General features: G+C 68.9%; 16 protein-coding genes and 1 pseudogene. 1 reads left to right on the forward strand and 16 read right to left on the reverse strand.

Annotation, left to right across the window (positions count from 1 at the left end; genetic code table 11):
* The 7 genes and pseudogenes from ABZ215_RS26550 to ABZ215_RS26580 all read right to left on the reverse strand — a co-directional run.
* Positions 1-321 (reverse strand): alpha/beta hydrolase fold domain-containing protein (locus ABZ215_RS26550; protein ID WP_354952448.1); only part of this gene is annotated, 321 nt, incomplete at its 3' end.
* 741 nt (positions 322-1,062) lie between these two features.
* Positions 1,063-1,527: a hypothetical protein gene (locus ABZ215_RS26555; protein WP_354952450.1), complete on the reverse strand. Its 465-nt coding sequence runs from the start codon at positions 1,525-1,527 to the stop codon at positions 1,063-1,065.
* 26 nt (positions 1,528-1,553) lie between these two features.
* Positions 1,554-2,498 (reverse strand): hypothetical protein, encoded by a 945-nt coding sequence (locus ABZ215_RS26560; protein WP_354952452.1) that lies wholly within the window; start codon positions 2,496-2,498, stop codon positions 1,554-1,556.
* Positions 2,499-2,741: 243 nt separating this feature from the next.
* On the reverse strand, positions 2,742-3,971 hold the full coding sequence (locus tag ABZ215_RS26565) for a recombinase family protein (protein ID WP_354952454.1): 1,230 nt from the start codon (positions 3,969-3,971) through the stop codon (positions 2,742-2,744).
* Between the two features lie 132 nt (positions 3,972-4,103).
* Positions 4,104-4,997 (reverse strand): annotated as a pseudogene (locus ABZ215_RS26570) (aldehyde dehydrogenase family protein).
* The gene (locus ABZ215_RS26575) at positions 4,998-5,132 is read right to left on the reverse strand and encodes a hypothetical protein (RefSeq protein ID WP_354709916.1); all 135 of its coding nucleotides are present in this window, start codon (positions 5,130-5,132) and stop codon (positions 4,998-5,000) included.
* A gap of 99 nt (positions 5,133-5,231) precedes the next feature.
* Complete coding sequence (locus tag ABZ215_RS26580) at positions 5,232-6,563, reverse strand: MFS transporter (protein ID WP_354952456.1); 1,332 nt, start codon at positions 6,561-6,563, stop codon at positions 5,232-5,234.
* Positions 6,564-6,757: 194 nt separating this feature from the next.
* Here ABZ215_RS26580 and ABZ215_RS26585 point away from each other — a divergent pair, with 194 nt between their 5' ends.
* On the forward strand, positions 6,758-7,516 hold the full coding sequence (locus ABZ215_RS26585; protein ID WP_027936030.1) for a helix-turn-helix domain-containing protein: 759 nt from the start codon (positions 6,758-6,760) through the stop codon (positions 7,514-7,516).
* Here ABZ215_RS26585 and ABZ215_RS26590 read toward each other — a convergent pair.
* The 9 genes from ABZ215_RS26590 to ABZ215_RS26630 all read right to left on the reverse strand — a co-directional run bounded on the left by ABZ215_RS26590 (position 7,467) and on the right by ABZ215_RS26630 (position 17,763).
* Positions 7,467-9,506, reverse strand: coding sequence for an FAD-dependent oxidoreductase (locus ABZ215_RS26590; RefSeq protein WP_354952458.1), 2,040 nt, complete (start codon positions 9,504-9,506; stop codon positions 7,467-7,469). The two genes, ABZ215_RS26585 and ABZ215_RS26590, sit on opposite strands and share 50 nt — an antisense overlap.
* Entirely contained in the window at positions 9,485-10,264 is a 780-nt protein-coding gene (locus ABZ215_RS26595; protein WP_354952460.1) for a short-chain dehydrogenase/reductase, read from the reverse strand. Before ABZ215_RS26595 ends, ABZ215_RS26590 begins: the two co-directional genes overlap by 22 nt.
* Before the next feature lie 84 nt (positions 10,265-10,348).
* Positions 10,349-10,762: a cupin domain-containing protein gene (locus tag ABZ215_RS26600; protein WP_020419042.1), complete on the reverse strand. Its 414-nt coding sequence runs from the start codon at positions 10,760-10,762 to the stop codon at positions 10,349-10,351.
* Positions 10,759-11,724 carry an acyl-CoA dehydrogenase family protein gene (locus tag ABZ215_RS26605; protein ID WP_354952462.1) on the reverse strand — a complete coding sequence of 322 codons (966 nt, stop codon included), beginning with the start codon at positions 11,722-11,724 and terminating at the stop codon, positions 10,759-10,761. Before ABZ215_RS26605 ends, ABZ215_RS26600 begins: the two co-directional genes overlap by 4 nt.
* Positions 11,721-12,854, reverse strand: a complete 1,134-nt coding sequence (locus tag ABZ215_RS26610) for an acyl-CoA dehydrogenase family protein (protein ID WP_354952464.1) — start codon at positions 12,852-12,854, stop codon at positions 11,721-11,723. The genes ABZ215_RS26605 and ABZ215_RS26610 overlap by 4 nt, the downstream gene beginning before the upstream one ends.
* Positions 12,851-14,062: a CoA transferase gene (locus ABZ215_RS26615; protein ID WP_354952466.1), complete on the reverse strand. Its 1,212-nt coding sequence runs from the start codon at positions 14,060-14,062 to the stop codon at positions 12,851-12,853. Before ABZ215_RS26615 ends, ABZ215_RS26610 begins: the two co-directional genes overlap by 4 nt.
* Before the next feature lie 29 nt (positions 14,063-14,091).
* Complete coding sequence (locus tag ABZ215_RS26620; RefSeq protein WP_354952468.1) at positions 14,092-14,886, reverse strand: crotonase/enoyl-CoA hydratase family protein; 795 nt, start codon at positions 14,884-14,886, stop codon at positions 14,092-14,094.
* A gap of 12 nt (positions 14,887-14,898) precedes the next feature.
* Positions 14,899-16,512, reverse strand: coding sequence for a thiamine pyrophosphate-binding protein (locus ABZ215_RS26625; protein WP_354952470.1), 1,614 nt, complete (start codon positions 16,510-16,512; stop codon positions 14,899-14,901).
* Positions 16,513-16,650: 138 nt separating this feature from the next.
* Positions 16,651-17,763, reverse strand: a complete 1,113-nt coding sequence (locus tag ABZ215_RS26630; RefSeq protein ID WP_237339046.1) for an NDMA-dependent alcohol dehydrogenase — start codon at positions 17,761-17,763, stop codon at positions 16,651-16,653.
* Between the last annotated feature and the right edge of the window lie 24 nt (positions 17,764-17,787).

Below are 17,787 nucleotides of genomic sequence, written 5' to 3' on the forward strand. Positions count from 1 at the left end.
TGACACGGTGTCGGCCAGCGGATCCACCAGCGGGTAGACCAGCACCTGCGCTCGCACGGCCGGCTCGCCCTCGTCGCGGGCGCGGATGACCGCCGACGCGGCCAGGTTGCCGCCCGCGCTGTCACCCATGACCGCGATCCGCCCGGGATCGCCGCCGTGCGCGGAGATCTCCTTGGCCGTCCACCGCAGCGCGGCGAACACGTCGTCGTGCGCGGCGGGGAACTTCGCCTCGGGGGCGAGCCGGTAGGTGACCGACACGACGATCGCTTCGGCGTCGAGCGCGAGGGCCCGCACGGGTTCGTCGAAAGGCTTCGCGCGCAAAACAGTACGGGAGGGCCATTCCCGAGGACGGCGGCAGTATGTGCGACGTTTCTTGATGAAAGCGCCCAGCCTCTCTTGCGAATCCGCACGCCCATGAACACCAGCTCGAGTGTGCCGATCTCGGTCCGCACGATCTCAACGACTCCCGCTTCGGGCGAGACCACGCATCAGCGCCGAGCAATGTCGGCGACGCGGGGCCGCCAATTTGGCGGCACGGTGCTCCCCCTAGGCTGAACCTTCGCGAACCATACATTCGCGGCACCACGGGTGCTGCGGCACCGCTTCTCACGACATCACGCTCGCGACCCCACACTGCCGGTAGAACTAGACTTCGCACGACGGTGAATAACCGCCCCAGTTCGATTGGGGAAGCCCAAGCTGCCGTTCATTTGGCGGCTACACTTGTACAATGGTTTACGACAGGCACGGTCCACAAATCCTAGTCGCCAATCAGCGCGCGAGGCAGCCCCTTTGTCTCGAGCCAAGCCTTTCTTGAAGTCGCACCCGACTGAAAAGCTCCGATAGCGGGCACAAGCTCCTGAACTTGGCGTTGTCTTCGATTGAGCATTTGCGAGTTCCTCGCTGTGTATCCGACGGGATCGCCGCTAGTCAAGATCTAGGTTGAGGCGATCGTTGGTACGTGCGGGCCCTCTTGCGAATCCCATCTGCATATCTGCCTGCCACGCCGATCGCTTGGCTCCCGATTGTCCATCTGGGCAGAGGGCTTGCCAGAGAGTGGCTTCACGGTCGCGGGACGCGCCGGTGCCGAAGCACCGCTCGCATGGTCGCGACGCAGTGGTCCCGAGCGCGGTCAACGCGCGCGCGGTCGTAGTGCTCCTCGAGATTCATCTCAGCATCTTCGACGCGCACTGGTTTCTGCCAGGCCGTCTTCATCTGTCCCCCGACCTGGATCTTCGCCTCGTGCGCGAGCAGTCTGTACGCAGCTGCGACCTTCGGTGCTTCGATGTCGAGCAACGCTTGGTGAAACGCGAGGCGGGAATAGATTCGGCTGACCTCTTCGGTGAGCTCATGGCGCCCCTCCAGTGTGCCTGGCCGCCGTCGGATGCGGTATGGCATTTCCGCATAGTCCTCGATGACGCTGAGCGCCTCACCGAAGGCGAGGGCGCGGCGCTCCCGGCGCGCAGCGCGCCGGTTCAACCCATAGGTCAATAGCGCGGTGATCGCACCGCCAAGGATCGCGAGCACTGCCGTCGTCTGTGCAGCTGTCCAAGTCATGGCGCGGCTACCGGTCCAGGATCTCGAACCTCTCGGAGGACCTCCACGATCGTCGCGGCCGTGCAGGCCTCCCACTGATCCGGACCTTTGCCAAAGAGCTGGTTGACACCGTTTTGGCATTGCAACTCGGCGAACGACGCCGGATCCTCGCGGTGGCACCAGCGCAGCCACTCAACGGCGCCGCGGTACTCCTCGCCTGGCGACGACATTTGGTAAACCTCGTCAGGGACGTTGTACAAGAGACACTCAAGCAGATAGGATGGTGCGCCGCCTTCGGCGATCATCCGTTCTCTCTCGGCAAGCCGCCGAGCCCGTTTAGCTGCTCGGACGGCTCCCTTGAAGCGACCGCCAGTGCGAAGGTCCTTCTGGTCACCGTTACGCCGGTGTTGCTTCGGGAAATTGACAATTGATTGGCCGTTGTGGTCGCGGAAAAAGACACCCTGCTCGTAAACCTCGACGCCCGGCTCCGGAAAGGCCGAGTACAATCGGTATTCCGTCGCGACAAGAATGTCGACCATTTCACCGAAGAGCGAGTCGGGCGCATGGACATTAACGCACCGACGCCCCATGCGCGCGACGTATGATTCACCCAGCGCGGCGAGGACATCATCCCGGAAATCGTCCCAATCGTAAGGATCGGCGTGGTAGCGTTTCCGGAAATTTCCCAAACCCCGTTGGTCCAAGGCTTCAACGTTCGATTTGAATGGCATCCTCACCATGAGGACAAGATCGATGTCACTGCCGTGGTCGACAGAGGTGTTGTTCACTCGAGAGCCCTGGCCGAAGATTTCATACAGGCGGCCGTCGAGCTGAGGAGACCGGCAAAGCGCCTCGCGCAAGGTACCCTCGGCCCACGCCAGCAGGAACGCGTCGAGCTGGCCGCTCCGGGCAGCCGCATCCTCCTTGCCGGCCAGAGGCGGCCGAGTCAACGCGCTAGGCACTAGCCGTCACACCAGAGCGGGGCAGAACTTCTGCCCCGCCGCACCCGTCCGCGAATGTCATGGTCATGACGCTGATTATGCATCAGCGTGCTAGTCGACCATGACGCCGCGTCCTCAGTGAAGCGACTGCCGACTCAGCCTTACCCGCGCTAGCTCGTATGCTCCCCCGACCGACGCGTGTAGTCGGTTGCACACGACTTGGCGACTCAGCCCGGAAGCCGTCCGGCAGCTGGACACGTGTGGTTAGTGTGCAACTCCCCCCTCGGACACAACCACTGCGCACACGGATGGTCGGGGCTGGGTTTCAGCCACCACCATCCGTGTTGTTTCGTTGTAGGTCAGTTTCAGGCCGAGCTGTCGGTAGACCTCCAGCTTGTCGCCCGGGTCCGCGTCGCGCAGCACCTGGAGCAGCCCACCCATCGCGTCGACCAGCCGACGGATCTCCGCTGCGGTCATTCTCCGGTCCGCCCCCGTCCAGGCGTCCGAGGCGGCCAGCTGCGCCTCCAGCACCGCCTTCTCCCGCTGCACCTGCCTCGTCCACTTCGCCACCAGCGCAGGATCCGTGCCGGCTTCCAGCGCGGCCTGGTGACGCGCGAGCTTCCGGTCGCACTCCCCCAGCGCCCGGCGCGTCTCCGCTCCAGCGGGAGCATGATCCGGCTGCGACTCCTCCATCGCGGTCAGCGACCGTTCGATTTTGCCGGGCGCGAACACCTGGGCCAGCCAGGTGTCGAGCGGCTCCAGCAGCACATCCTCCCGCAGGTGCACCGTCAGCGGGTGGTCGAGCCGGTTGGCCAGGGCGTACTCGTTCGGGTAGCGGCAGCGGTAATGAGCCCGCTCGCGGATCCAGTTGCCCTGCATGCGCCGTCCGCAGCTCTCGTGGAACAGCAGGCCCTTGAGCGCATAGGGGTGCTTCTTCCGCTCTGTCACCCGACCCGTCGACCGAGGCCCGCGCGAAGCCAGACGAGCCCGCACCTGCTCGAAGATCTCCCTGCTGATCAGCGCCGCATGGACCTTCTGGTCGGAGAAGACCCACTGGTCCCGCGGATTCCACGCCAGCCTGGTCCGATGCCCAAGCCCCACATCCTCGACATCGATCAGCGACTCCTGCTTGCGCTGCTTGTTCCACACCTCGTGACCGGTGTAGCGCGGATTCGTCAGGATGGTCCGGACGGCGCTCTTCGACCACGCCACCCCCGACCTGTGCTGATTTCGGCCACGGTCATAAGCGGACGGGCACGGAACCCCACCGGCCGTGAGCCGTTGGGCGATCGCGAAGACACCGATCCCCGACAGGTACTCGTGGAAGATCCGCTGCACGACCGGCGCCGTCTTCGGATCCGGCTCCAGCCGATGCAGCCGCTTGCCATTGCCCGCCTTGGCCTGGTTCGGATGCGGACCGGCATCAGCCAGCTGATAGCCGTAGGGAGGGCGGCCACCCAGGTAACGGCCCTCCACCTGGGCCTGTGCCGCCATCGCCGACCGCACCCGGACCTTGATCCTGGTCCGCTCCCCCGACCTCCGGCACCCACAACCCCACCCCGTAATGCGCGAACACCGGAAACGTCAACCCGTACTGATTGCCATAGAACGCCCGCTGCGGCTCCCCTACGACCACCGCCTCGAAACCGCGATCCCGCCTCTTGAGCACCTCAAGCAATCGAGCAGCCTCCGGCCGCCGCTTCCACGGAATCGATCGGGACTGCCCCACATCGAAGAACTCCACGACGATCTCACCGTGCCGCTCGACCAAGGCCCGCGCCCGAGCCAATTGCCAGTTCCGCCGATCTGCGTGGCCGGGTCCCGAGAATCGCCCACCCGCAGCGCACGGGCCTGCTCCACGAAGCGGTCGACGAACTCGTCGTGCACCGATGCGTCGACAATGACCCGGTTGGTGGCCATGCAGTTCTGACCCTGGTGGTAGTAGCTGCCGAACACCGCGCATTCCACGGCGCGCTCGAGGTCGGCGTCGTCGAGGATCACCAGCGGGCCGTTGCCGCCCAGCTCCAGAGACAGCCGCTTGATCCCGGCCTTCGCGATGATCCCCGCCCCGGCCGGCTACCCGGCCTCTTCGAAGATCTTGGCCAGGAACAGCCCTCCCGTCACCGGGGTGTCTTCGGCCGGCTTGATCACGACGGCGTTGCCCAGTGCCAGCGCGGGCGCCACCACGGGCTGATCACGGTGACTACCCCGGCGGGCCGGCGGTAGACGCGGTTCTCCTTGTCCGGCACGTCGGAATCGGTGGTGACGACCACCTCCTCGGTGTGCCGCACCGCGGCGGCCGTGACCGCCTGGACGATGCCGACCTCGACAGCCGCCCGGGCCGGGGGTCGCGCCGGCCTCCCGGACCAGCCAGTCGGCGATCTCCGCCTGCCGCTCACCGATGATCCGCATCGCCCGCTCGAAAACCGCCGCCCGCTCCCCCGGCGGCGTCGCGGACCACTCGCGCTGCGCCTCCCGCGCCGCGCGGTAGGCGAAGTCGACGTCGCCGTGGTCAGCCAGCTAGATCTCGGTGAGCACGTCGCCGATGTAGGGATCCGAGTCGATGAGCGGACCGCCGCTTCCGGCACGCCACTCCCCGCCGAGGAACATGCGGTCGAATCCCTGGTACACGGCGGGAGGGGTCGTCTCGGACATCGGGGCTTCTCATCGGCGGGCTTGACTCGTTACGAGGACAGGCAACACGAAGCGGCGAGGCGGCCGCATCGCACGAACACCTGAGATTGGCTGAGACGGTCAGTGCCGGGATTCGGCGGTGCGCAGCAGCGCCGTGCTCGCGGCGCTGATGACGCAACCCAGTGCCATGTAGATCGCGATCGCCGTGGAAGTCCCGAAGCCGGACAGCAAGGCCGTGGCGATGAAGGGGGCGAACGCGCCGCCGACCATCGATCCGAGCTGGATTCCCAGCGACAGCGAGGAATAGCGGACGCTCGTCGAGAAGGCCTCCGAGAACAGGGCACCCTGCGGGCCGTACATGAGGCTGTGCAGGATGCCGAGCCCGACGACCAGCGCGAGCGTGATGAGCACGAAGGACCCGGTGTCCACCAGGGGCCAGAACACGAACGACCACAGCCCGAGCAGCAGAGCCCCGGCCGCGAAGACGGCACGCCGGCCGAAGCGGTCCGACAGCAATCCGGCCGCCGGCAGCGCGAAGAGCTCGACAGCCGAGGCGATCAGCACCGCGGTGAGCACGGTGCTCGACGGTAGCCCCAGGATCGCCTTGTTGGTGGCGTAGGCGACCACGAAGGTGATGAACACGTAGTAGGTGAGGTTGATGGCGAGGTAGCACCCGGCCGCCACCAGAATCTGCCGGGGGTGACGGCGGATGGCCTCCAGCACCGGCGAACGCCCGGCGGGACGGTCCTCACTGGAAGAGAACTCGGCAGTCTCCCCGACGCGGAGCTGGATCACCACGGCGAAGGCGACGAGCACGACGCTCGCCAGGAACGGCAGCCGCCATCCCCAGGTCAGGAAGGCATCGCCGGCGAAGAGCGCGGTGACCAGGAGGAACGCGCCGTTGGCGAGCAGCACCCCACCCGGAGCGCCGGCCGAGGCGAAGCTGCCGTAGAAGCCGCGCCGGCGTTGCGGCACGTTCTCCGTGGCGAGCAGGATGACTCCGCCTTGCTGCCCGCCAACCGTGATGCCCTGGATGAAACGCAGCAGTACCAGCAGGACCGGAGCGATGAACCCGACAGAACCGTAGGTCGGCAGCACGCCGATCGCCGTTGTCGTCACTCCCATGGTCACCAGGGCCGTGACGAGGGCCTTCTTGCGGCCCACCTTGTCGCCGATGTGGCCGAAGAGAGCACCACCGAACGGGCGTGCGACGAAGGCGACTCCGAAAGTCGCGAAGGACAGCAGGGTGCTCGTCAGCGGGTCCTGAACGGGAAAGAACAGCTTGGGAAAGACCAGCGCCGCCGCCATGCCGTAGATGAAGAAGTCGTACCACTCGATGCTCGCGCCGATCCACGACGCGAAGGCGACGGTGGCGACGCGCCTGCGGTCCGGCCGTGGCCGGTTCTCCGTTCCGGGCGCGGTTCGGGGCTTGGCGGATGACAACTCTGACATCGCTGGAGACCTCCGGATTCAGGTGATCGGTGAGCGGGGCGGCAGGACCGCGGCGCAGTCAACGGTCGCCGGGCGGGTTCGCGCCAACTATGCACGCCTACCCGTTGTTTACGCAATAGGCGATGATTATACTTAATTACGTAACTCGGTAGCGCTGCGATACTGCGACCATCAACACGAGGAGGTCTTCGACGGTGGCCAGCGAAAGCTCGACCAGCAGCCGATCGGACAACGGGCGGAAGCGCCACCGCATGGTCGACCGCGTCGCCGCGATACTCGAACTCGCCGCACGCAACCCCGACGGCCTCACGTTGACGGAGCTGGCACGCAATCTCGAAGCACCCGTGAGCTCCATCCAAGGTCTGGTCAACGGCCTGGTCGCCACCGGGTACCTCGACGAGCGGGAGCGCCGCTACCACCTCGGCACTGCCCCGTACCTGCTGAACCTCATCGCGGGGCGGCACATGGTCACGCGGGTCGGCCACCACCAGCTCGAAGCGGTCCACGCGGAGACCGGCCTGACCACGCTGCTGTCCGTTGTGGTGGGACGGGACGTCTTCTACATCGACAGCTGCGCCTCCGAGCCGCGCTACGACTACCTCGCGAAGAACTACATCCGGCGGGCCCTGATCCGCACGTCCAGTGGCTGGGTCCTCCTCGCCGGGCTCAGCCGCCGGGACCTGTGGGCGTATCTGTCCGCGCTGCCGTCCGAGGACGAGCCCAAAGTCGAACGTTTCCTCGCCCGGCTCGACGAGATCCAGGAGACCGGCGTGTGCGCGGCGCCCGGCATCTCCGACGTGGCTGACGGCGTGGCAGTGGCGGTACGGGAAGGCGGGCGGACCGTTGCGGCGGTGAGCGTCGTCGGCCCTCCCGACGAGATCCGCGACCGGCGAGACGACCTGGTCAAGGTTCTGCTTGATCATCAGGCACGGTGGGACAGCCCGGCCGGCTGACGGCGCCGGACACGTCGAGCGTCGTGGCATCCCAGAAGGCGTGGTCCAGCCTGCGCGGGGCCAGGCAGTCGCCGATGCGGATCAACGGCCGTGGTTCGCCGGCCTGGACCAGTTCCTCGTACACCGTCGTCCGGGCGCGGTTGCCGGTCGCGAGGACCACCGAGCCGACACCCTCGAGCCGCCATCGCCTGTCGCCGTACACGGCGGCGAGGTCGACGAAGCCGTCCCCGATTCTCTCGGCCCAGGCCAGCGTCGTGATCTCCACTCCGGCGTCGGCCAGCCGGGTGTGCAACGGGTGCGCGTTGACCGGACCCGCCCAGGTTCCCGCCGCGAAGCGGCGCGTCACGAGATCGACCTGGTGACCTCGGGCACCCAGGTACTCGGCGGCGGTCGTCGCCTGGCCGTGCGGATCGTCGTCGAGCACGAGGACGCGAGACTCCACCGCGGCCGCACCCGACAAGACCTCGGGCACGGTCCAGACCTGCGGCAGGTCGTGACCGGGCAGCGCACGCCGAGCCGGAAACGCGCTCGTGTAGCCGGTGCGCACCGGCTCCGATCCGACCGCCAGCACGATCACCTCCGCCTCGTGCTCGCGGATCTCCCGCGCGGTGGCCTCGCGTCCGCGGTGCAGCCGGACCCCGAGCGCCGTCGCCCGCTCTTCGAGCCAGACCAGGATCGACCCCAGTTCCCGCCGGGACGGCACCGATGCGGCCAAGGCGAGTTGACCCCCGAACCGCGGCTCCCTCTCCCACAGGCTGACCGCGTGCCCCCGCTCGGCGAGCGTGACCGCCGCCTGGAGTCCCGCCGGACCGCCGCCGACGACGAGAACGTCGCGCCGGTGCCGCACAGCCGGGACCGGCAGGGTCTCCTTGCCGGCGCGCGGGTTGACGGTGCACGACAAGGCTCCCCCGGCAGCGATCCGGCCCAGACACCCCTGGTTGCAGCCGATACACGGCCGCACCTCGGCTTCCCGCCCGGTCCGCAGCTTGCGGGGCAGATCGGGATCGGCGATGAGAGCACGGGTCATGCCGACCAGATCCGCTTGTCCCGACGCCAGGACCCCTTCGGCGGCCGCGAAGGTCTTGATGCGGGTGGCGACCAGAACGGGCATCGAGATCCGTGCGCGCAGAGCGGCCGCGTACTCCGCGAACGGGGCCACCGGATGTCCCATGTCCGCGATCCAGGCCGGGTAGTTCTCGTTGCTGCCCGCGGACACACTGAGGTAGTCCACCGACCCGGTCCCGTCCAGAGCGGTCGCCACTTCCGCGGCCGCCGTGGGATCGAGCCCGCCCGCCACCAGGTCGGTCGCGTTGATCCGCACGCCGACGAGCGGCCCGGGCCCGATCGCGTCCCGCACGGCGTCGAGGACGTCGAGCACGACCCGCAGGCGGTCGCGAACCGGTCCGCCGTAGCGGTCGTCACGGAGGTTGTTCTGCGGCGACAGGAACTGCGACAACGCGTAGCCCTGCGCCGCGAAGATTTCGACGCCGTCCCAGCCGGCGCTGCACAGCGCCGCCGCGGAGTCGGCGTACGAGCGGACCATCTCCGCGATCTCGTACGTTTCGAGCTCCTTCGGCACTTCCCCGACCACCGGGTCCGCAATGGCGCTCGGCGCCAGCAGCGGGCCACGGTGCCAGGCCGAGTTTCCCTGCCTGCCGCTGTCGTGCAGCTGCCCGACCAGGACCGAACCGTGCCGGTGCACCGCAGCCGCGAGCGCGACGTGCCCGTCGTGCGCGTTGGGATGAGTGGCGAGGTTGACCAGTGGCGAAGTCCAGGTCCGCCGCCACACGGCCCAGTTCCCGGCCACGATCATCCCGGCGCCGCCAGCCGCACGCGCCTCGTAGTAGGCGATCTGCTCAGGTGTCGGGACGCCGTCGCGGGCGAGGTGGGTGCCGTGCGGTGTGTTGACGATGCGGTTCGGCAGCTCGTGCTCGCGCAGCCGCAACGGCGAGAACAGCCGGGACGCCGCTACAGGGCCCGGCCGCGCCATGCCATCCCGCCGTCGAGCGTGACGATGCAGCCACTGGTGTAGGACGACCGTGGGGACGCGAGGAACACCACGGTGTCCGCGACCTCCTCGGCCGTCGCGATGCGCCTGGCCGGGTAGCCCGCCACGAACTCCGGCCACCGTTCCGGGTCACCCAGCTCGGTGGCGGCGCGGGCCCGGAGGGCGTCCGCGAGGCGCTGGGTCTCCACGGGGCCCGGGTTCACGCCCAGGACGCGAACGCCGTGGTCCAGGGAGTAGGCACCGACGGTGCGGGTCATCGTCATCAGCGCCGAGTTCGCCATCGACCCGGCGAGGTACCCGGCGTCCGGCCGCTCACCGGAGACACCGACGACGTTGACGATCACCCCCGATCCGCGTTCGGTCATGGCGGCCAGCGCGAGCTGCGTGAGCTCGACGTAGCCCCACACCTTGAGGTCCCACGCCCGCTGCCAGTCCGGCAGGTGCGCGCCGGCGAGCGCTCCCTGGGGGATCGCTCCCGCGTTGTTGACGAGAACGTCCACCTCGCCGGCGACATCACGCAACCGGATGCGGTCCTCCGGGCGCGACAGGTCCAGGACGTGACCGACGATCTCCGCGGCAGGCACCTCCGCCGCGAGCCGGTCGATCGAACCGGCGTCGCGGGCGGCGACGTGCACGCGCTTGACGCCCTCGCGGGCGAAGGCGCGCACGGTCGCCGCGCCGATGCCGCGCGAACCGCCGGTGACGAGAACCGACTGTCCGGCTAGGTATCCGAGATCCATGAAGACGAGCCTCCTTGCACGTGGATGGATCCAGACGGCGGTCCCCGCCGCCCCGGGGAGGCGGGGAGGCGGGGACCGCCGAACTCACAGCGGCGAGTCGACCGCGACCGTCCGCGGCTTCGGCGGCATGAAGATCTCGATGAACTCGAGGTCATCGGAGGTGGCCGTCTCGTTGTGCCGGTAACCGCCGGGGATGAAGCACACGCCGTTCTCGCCGATGCGCCGGGTCTCGCCGTCCTCGAACTGCAGCTCGAGCCAGCCCTTGGTGACGTACAGCCACTGGAAATCGCAGTCGTGGTAGTGCCAGCCGGTCTCCTTGACCATGCCGCTGCGCATCTTGGTGACCTGCGTGCTGACGAGCCCCTGACTCGCCTCGGCGACACCGAGGTCGAAGTACCGGGCGAACGAGCGCCGGCCGGGGATCTCCGCGCCGTCCTCGAGGGCGATCGCGTGCGCGGTCATGCCCTCCGGGATCTGCCGGGTCCGGTTTTCGGTCATGATCTTTCCTCCACTTCTTCGGGGAACAGGTCCAGTGCACTGGACGAAACGCCGTCGAGGCTGTCCTGCAACACCGCCCGGTCCCAGGCGCGGGTGCCCCCGTCCGCGGAACGCCAGCCGAGGATGCGCCTGGTGAGGCCGGGCAACGGGTGTTCTTGTGTGGTACCGATGGCACCGACGACCTGATGGGCGTTGCGGACGACCGGTTCGGCCGCGTGCCCGGCGCAGGAGCGCGCCACGGCCACCGAGGCGAGCAGCTCCTCCAGCGGGGTGGCGGGGGCGGCGGCTACGAGTACGGCCGCGTCCACAGCGGAACGGGCGAGCGCGACCTCGGCGGCCAGCGTGGCCAGCAGCCCCTGTACCGCCTGGAACTTGCCGACCGGTCGCCCGAACTGCTCACGCGTGCGGGCGTGCTCGACGGCGAGGTCCAGGACGGCTTCCATCGCGCCGGTGATCTGCACGGCCCGCACGAGCGCCGCCAAAGCGTGAGCACGGTCGACGGTCTCCGCGCTCACCTCGTGCCATCTCGCCGCGCCCGGTGGCGCTGCGCTGGCCGGAACGTCGGCCAGGCGCCAGCCGCTGGTCGTCCGCCGCAGAACGACCATCCGTTCCACCAGCGGGTGCGAGGCAGTCGGCACCTCCTCGCCGTCTTCCACCGCCCACCCGCGCAACGCCGGAGTCGCGGCCGCAACGCCGGCCTCGTCGAGGAGCCGGCCGGCGACCAGGTCACTCTCCCCGACCGGCAGGTCGCAGCCGCGGCGGGCGAGCGCCCTGACCAGCTCCGCGGCTTCCCGCCAGGTCGCGCCACTGCCGCCCCGCTCCTCCCGTCCGGTCAGCTCCCCCAGACCGAGTTCGGCGAGCCTGCGCCACAGGCCTGCGTCGTCGCCGCAGTCGTGTGCCTGCAGAACGGCTTCGATCAACGAGCGCAGGTCTGCGTCGACCTGGTCCCGGAGCGTGCTCATCGCAACCCCAGACCGCGCGCGATCACGCCCCGCAGGATCTCGTTCGTGCCTCCGCGCAGGGTGAAGCCGGGACGCTGAACCACCGCGGCGGCGATGGCCGCGGCCAGTTCGCCGTCCCGCCGCGCGGCCAGCAGGTCCGCCAGTTCCACCAGATCTCCTTCCAGCGTCGTGCCCAGGACCTTCACCATCGCGGCCGGCACATCCGCGTCCTCTCCTCGTTCCAGGGCCGCGGCCACCGCCAGCGACATGTGGTGCAGCCCGTGCAGGCGGGCGATGATCCGCCCCAGTGCGGGGTCGGCGTCGGCGTCCCCGGCGCGCACCGCGCGCCGGAGCAGACCGGCCAGCGGCACCGTCGACAGGAACCGCTCCGGGCCGCTGCGTTCGAACCCCAGTTCCGAGGTCACCTGGAGCCAGCCGTCACCCTCCTGCCCCAGCAGGTTCTCCTCCGGGACTTCCACGTCGGTGAACACGACCTCGTTGAAGTGGTGCTCGCCGCTCATCGAGACGATCGGCCGCACCACGACCCCAGGCGCACGCAGATCGACGATCAGCTGGGACAGCCCCCGGTGCCGGTCTCCGTGGGATCCGCTGGTCCGCGCGAGGACCACGATCAGATCCGCCTGGTGGGCCCCCGAGGTCCACACCTTGGTGCCGTTGAGCAGCCACCCGCCGTCGATCGGCACCGCCCGGCTCCGCACCCCGGCCAGGTCGGACCCGGTGTCGGGTTCGCTCATGCCGATGACGAAGGAGCATTCGGCCGCGGCGATCGCGGGCAACAGCGACTTCTTCTGATCCTCGCTGCCGAAGCGCAACAGCGACGGCGCCGCTTGCCGGTCGGCGACCCAGTGCGCCGCGACCGGCGCACCTGCCACCAACAACTCCTCGGTGACCACGAAACGCTCCAGGAACCCGCGGCCGCGGCCGCCGTAGGTCCGCGGAATCGTCATCCCGACCCAGCCGCGCTCCGCGAGCGAGCGGCTGAAGTCCCGGGACCACCCGGTCAGCCACGCGTCGACCCTCGGCGTGAAGGCGCCGGAGTCGCGCCGCTCGGCGAGGAAGTTCCGGACCTCGGCACGCAGTCCGGCCAGTGCCGGATCCGGCTCGACGACCGAGGGCATCGACAGGCTCATGCCGCCACCACCGTGACGCCCTGCCGCACCAGATCGTCGATGTCGTCGCGGCTGTACCCGATGGCGGACAGCAGCTCCGCGGTGTCCTCCCCCAGCCGAGGGGCATGCCGGCGGAGAACGGCCGGCGATTCGCTCATGCGCACCGGGTGGGCGGGGCTGAAGTAGGCGCCTTCGGTCGGGTGCTGCTCGGGCGTGAGCAGCGCCTGCTCCCGGACATAGGGATCGTCGTTCACCCGGCTCAGGTCGAGCAGCGCCGCGGCCGGGATGTTGCGTTCCCGGCAGAGGTCGAGCCATTCCTGCGTGGTGCGCTTCGGTGTCACTTCATGGATCTCGGCGTGGAGTTCGCTCATGTTGCCGTGGCGCGAGTTCACGTCGGCGAAGCGCGGGTCGTCACGCAGGTGGCCGAGTTCGGCCACCTCGAAGAAGTCGGCCCAGTTGGCGTCCGAATAGGGCATCAGGCAGACGTACCCGTCGGCGGTGCGGTAGGGAGTCCGCTCCGGGACGAGGACCCGGCCCCACCCGAAGTCGCCCTCGGCGGGGTCGAACGCGTGCCCGCCGAGGTGTTCCACCAGATTGAAGTGGATCATCGTGTCCACCATGGGGACTTCCACGTGCTGCCCGCTCCCGGTGGCCGCGCGGTGGGCCAGGGCGGCGAGGATGCCGATCACCATGTGGAGTCCGCTGACCTTGTCGGCGATCACGTACGGTGCGTACCGCGGCTCTCCGTCGACTCGTTCGGCCAGCGACGCCGCACCGGACGCGGCCTGCACCATGTCGTCGTAGGCCGGGTGGTCCCGCCGCGGACTGTCCTCCGCGTAGGCCTGTGCCGTACACAGGATCACGTCCTGCCGCAAGGCCCGCAGCGCCTCGTAGGTCAGCCCGAGCGGTTTCCGGGACCGGGGCCGCAGGTTGGTCACCACCACGTCGGCCAGCGGCACGAGCTGCTCCAGGATCGCCCGGCCCTCCGGCTTCTTGAGGTCCAAGGCGATGCTTCGTTTGTTGCGTTGCAGCGTCAGCGTCATGGCGCTCATGCCCGGGTTGCGCCGGGCACCGATCCGCCGCGTCATGTCCCCGTCGAGCGACTCCACCTTGATGACGTCGGCACCCAGGTCACCGAGGATGGCGGTCGCGTAGGGCCCCATCACGACGGTGGTCAGGTCCAGGATGGTCACTCCGGCCAGCGCTCCGGCCGGCTCCGCTGTCGTCACGCGTTCCGCTCCCTTCGTGTGTTCTGTCGTCACGCCGTAACCGGGCCGCGCCGCTGCCTCCACCGCGCCACGCGCGCACGGTGCTCCGGGTCCTGGTGCGCGAGCGGCTGCATCGCGGCTGCCAGGTTGAGAACCGATTCGAGGGTTCCGGAGCGGGACTCGGTCAGCAGCCGCTTGGCCATCCGCAGCGCGTGGGGTGGGTTGCGGGCGATCCGGCGCGCCAGCTCCCGGGCCGCGGGGAGCAGCTCGGCGTCGTCCACGACGCGGCTCACCAAACCCCAGTCCAACGCGGTGGCGGCGTCGACCCGGTCACCGGTGAAGGTCATCTCGGCCGCTCGCCCGGCGCCGGCCACCCGGGGAAGGAACCAGGCTCCCCCGTCCCCGGGAATCAGTCCCAGTTGGACGAAGCTCTCCGCGAACGAGGCCGACCTGGCGGCGATCCGGACGTCGCACATCATCGCCAGATCGCAGCCGGCCCCGACGGCGGCGCCGTTCACTGCGGCGATCACTGGCACTTCGCAGCGCACCATGGCACGCGGGATCCGCTGGATCCCCGAGACGTACCCGTGGCGCTGCGCGAGGGGGTCGAGGCCGAACACGCCGGTGCCGTCGGCCATCTCGCGCACGTTCCCGCCTGCGGAGAAGATGTGCCCAGCGCCGGTGAGGATCACCGCGCACGCTTCGGTGTTCTGGTTGACGTCGTCGACCGCGCGCTCCAGCGCGGCGATGAAGTCCGGCCCGGAGACTGCGTTGCCGGCGCCGGGAACGTTGATGGTCCAGATCTGCACCGGCCCGTCGCGGCCGATCACCAACGCTTCGGTCACGGTTACCGCCTCTCAGAAGGGAATGCGGTGGGTGGGGTCGAGGCGGATGTCCACGACGAGCGGGCGCTCCAGCCCGGGCACGCGCTTGGCCAGGACATCGATGTCCTCCGGCGTTTCCACCACGTGGGTGTCCGCGCCTGCTCCCGCGGCGACCGCTGCCACGTCGGGCCAGTCGTTGTAGGAGTGGCGGGGATCGAACCCCTGGGTCTCGAGCTTGTGGTACTCCGCCCCGTAGGCGCCGTCGTCGAAGACCAGCACGAGCAGGGGCAGACGATGCCGCACCGCCGTCGCGAGTTCGGAGGCGTGCATCATGAAGCCGCCGTCACCCACGAGAGCCACCGTCAGCCCGGATACCCCGGACACCGCCGCACCGATCGCTCCGGCGAGCCCCAGACCGATCGAGCCGAACCCGGTCATGGCGGTGAACCGGCCAGGAGCGCAGCGATCCAGGTAGGGCCAGGCACCGGCGACAAATCGTCCGACATCGCTGACGATCGCGCAGTCCGCGGGCAGTGCGCGATTGAGGAGCAGGCTCGCCGTGCGGATGTCGATCGTTCCGTCCGCCGGTCGCCGGTCCTGCGGGGTCCACTCGGCCATAGCGCTCGCGGCGGCGGCGCCGCGGTCTCGCCACGAGCCGCTTCCGGAAACTCCCGCGGCGCGGAGTTCGGCGGTCATCGCGGCCACGACCGCGGCGGCGTCACCGGCGACACCTTCGTCGGGCTGCACGAGCCAGCCGAGTTTGGCCGGATCGAGATCGATCTGAACCAGGCGCTTGCCCTGGACCAGTTCCCCGCCCATGGTCGTGTACTTGTTCATGCTCGCGCCGACCGCGAGCACGCAGTCGCTGTCCATCAACACCTGGCTGGCGCATTCATGGGCCAACGTGCCCAGGATGCCCAAGTGCCGCGGATGCCCCCGGAACAGCCCACGTCCGAGCGCCGTGGTGAACAGCGGCGCCCCCAGCAGGTCGGCCAGTTCCGCGACCGCGGATTCGGCCGAAGCGGCCACGACGCCCCGGCCGGCCACGACGATCGGCCGGGTGGCGGACGCCACGAGACCGAGCGCACCGTCGAGCGCGCTCTCCGGCACCGTCGTGCCGGCGGGCAGCCACACCGGCTCCAGCGGCTGCCCCGCTGACACCGCCTCCGACACAGACACCGGCAGCGGGATGTTGAGCACCACCGGAGCCGCCGAGGTGCTCAGCCGGCGCATCACGCGCCCGAAATCACGGACGACAGTGTCCGGGCGGTGGATCCGCTCGTGGACGACCCCCAGCGCCGAGCAGACAGCGCCGATGTCGAGCCGCTGCAGGTGCGTGGCCTCCGCGGGAGGATCACCGGTGACCAGCAGTACCGGCGACGGGAACCGGGCCGCTTCGACGAGAGCGGTCAGCGTGTTGGTGAACCCGGGCCCGTGGGTGACTGTGGCGACCGCGGGACGGCCGCTCATGCGTGCGTGCACGTCGGCCATCGCGACCGCACCTGCTTCGTGCGCCACCCGGACGAACTGGCCGCCCTGGTTTTCGAAGGCGCTGCTGACGTACATGTTCGCGTCGCCCATGAGACCGAAGACGGTGTCCACTCCAGACGCGCGGAGCAACGAGGACACCTGCTCGTAGACCTTCATCGAGTCCCTTTCGCCGCACTGCTCCCCCACTCTGGCAAATTCCGAGCGAATACGCAATAGCATAGATCGTTACGTATATAGGTATCGACTAGGGCAGGGGTAGGCCCTGGCGTCCAGGCCTACCCCTGCCCAGGCGAATCAGGAATCGTGGATGATCACGCCGCGGATGTTCTTGCCCGCACGCAGGTCCTCATACCCCTGGTTGACCTCCTCCAGGCGGTACCGCTGCGTGACGAGCTCGTCCAGCTTGAGCTTGCCCTCGTCGTAGAGGCGCAGCAGGCGGACGATGTCGTACTGCGGGTTGGACGAGCCGAACAACGACCCCTTGATGGTCTTCTCCATCAGGGTCAGCTCCATGCCCGAGACGTGGACCGTGAGCTTCGCCGGATCGGCGAGGCTGGCCAGGCTGACCGTGCCGCCCTTGCCGATGATGGCAAACGCGTCGGCGATGATCTTCTCGTCCGGGGTGCCGACGAAGATCAGCGCGCCGTCGGCCATCTGGCCCCACGTCATCTCCCGGACCGCGTCGTGCGCCTCCTCCGCGGTGGCGAACGCGTGCGTGGCGCCGAACTTCAGTGCGGTGTCGCGTTTGAACGGCACCGGGTCGATGGCGACGATGTGCCGAGCCCCGGCCATGACCGCGCCCTGCACGGCGTTGATGCCCAGCCCGCCGATGCCGAAGATCACCGCCGTGTCACCGGCACGAAGGCCGTTGTTGTACACCGCGCTCCCCCATCCGGCGGGCACGCCACAGCCGACCAGCACGGCCGTCTCGAGCGGGAGCCAGTCGTCGATCTTCACCACCGAGTGCTGAGAGACCGTCGACCGTTCCGCGAAGCTGCCGAGCAGGCACAGGCTGCCGTAATCCACCCCGTCCTTGTGGAACTTGAACGATCCGTCGGGGAACCGGCCTTCGAGGATCGTGGCGCCGAGGTCGCAGAGGTTGGACCGGCCCGAGGCGCAGTACCGGCAGATCCCGCAGTTGGGGATGTAGCTGCACACCACGTGATCGCCGGGCTTGACCTTGGTGACGCCGGGGCCGACCTCCTCGACGATGCCGGAGCCCTCGTGGCCACCGACGATCGGGTACCGCGGCGGCATGTCGCCGTCGGTGAGGTGCAGATCCGAGTGGCACAACCCGGCAGCCACGTTCTTGATCAGGACCTCGCCCTCGCCGGGGCCGTCCAGGTCGAGTTCCATGATCTCGAACGGACGGTGCACCCCCAGGCTCACCGCTGCTTTCGTCTTCATCTCAAATGTCCTTTCGCGACGTTG

Origin of the sequence: Amycolatopsis sp. NPDC006131 (assembly GCF_040614175.1) — a bacterium.
Taxonomy (GTDB): domain Bacteria; phylum Actinomycetota; class Actinomycetes; order Mycobacteriales; family Pseudonocardiaceae; genus Amycolatopsis_E; species Amycolatopsis_E tucumanensis.

Excerpts from the sequence above, each read along its gene's own strand:
- ABZ215_RS26565 (WP_354952454.1), bottom strand. The coding sequence starts at position 3,971 with ATGGCGGCACAGGCCCAGGTGGAGGGCCGTTACCTGGGTGGCCGCCCT.
- ABZ215_RS26575 (WP_354709916.1), bottom strand. The coding sequence starts at position 5,132 with ATGTCCGAGACGACCCCTCCCGCCGTGTACCAGGGATTCGACCGCATG.
- ABZ215_RS26580 (WP_354952456.1), bottom strand. The coding sequence starts at position 6,563 with ATGTCAGAGTTGTCATCCGCCAAGCCCCGAACCGCGCCCGGAACGGAG.
- ABZ215_RS26590 (WP_354952458.1), bottom strand. The coding sequence starts at position 9,506 with ATGGCGCGGCCGGGCCCTGTAGCGGCGTCCCGGCTGTTCTCGCCGTTG.
- ABZ215_RS26595 (WP_354952460.1), bottom strand. The coding sequence starts at position 10,264 with ATGGATCTCGGATACCTAGCCGGACAGTCGGTTCTCGTCACCGGCGGT.
- ABZ215_RS26600 (WP_020419042.1), bottom strand. The coding sequence starts at position 10,762 with ATGACCGAAAACCGGACCCGGCAGATCCCGGAGGGCATGACCGCGCAC.
- ABZ215_RS26605 (WP_354952462.1), bottom strand. The coding sequence starts at position 11,724 with ATGAGCACGCTCCGGGACCAGGTCGACGCAGACCTGCGCTCGTTGATC.
- ABZ215_RS26610 (WP_354952464.1), bottom strand. The coding sequence starts at position 12,854 with ATGAGCCTGTCGATGCCCTCGGTCGTCGAGCCGGATCCGGCACTGGCC.
- ABZ215_RS26625 (WP_354952470.1), bottom strand. The coding sequence starts at position 16,512 with ATGAAGGTCTACGAGCAGGTGTCCTCGTTGCTCCGCGCGTCTGGAGTG.
- ABZ215_RS26630 (WP_237339046.1), bottom strand. The coding sequence starts at position 17,763 with ATGAAGACGAAAGCAGCGGTGAGCCTGGGGGTGCACCGTCCGTTCGAG.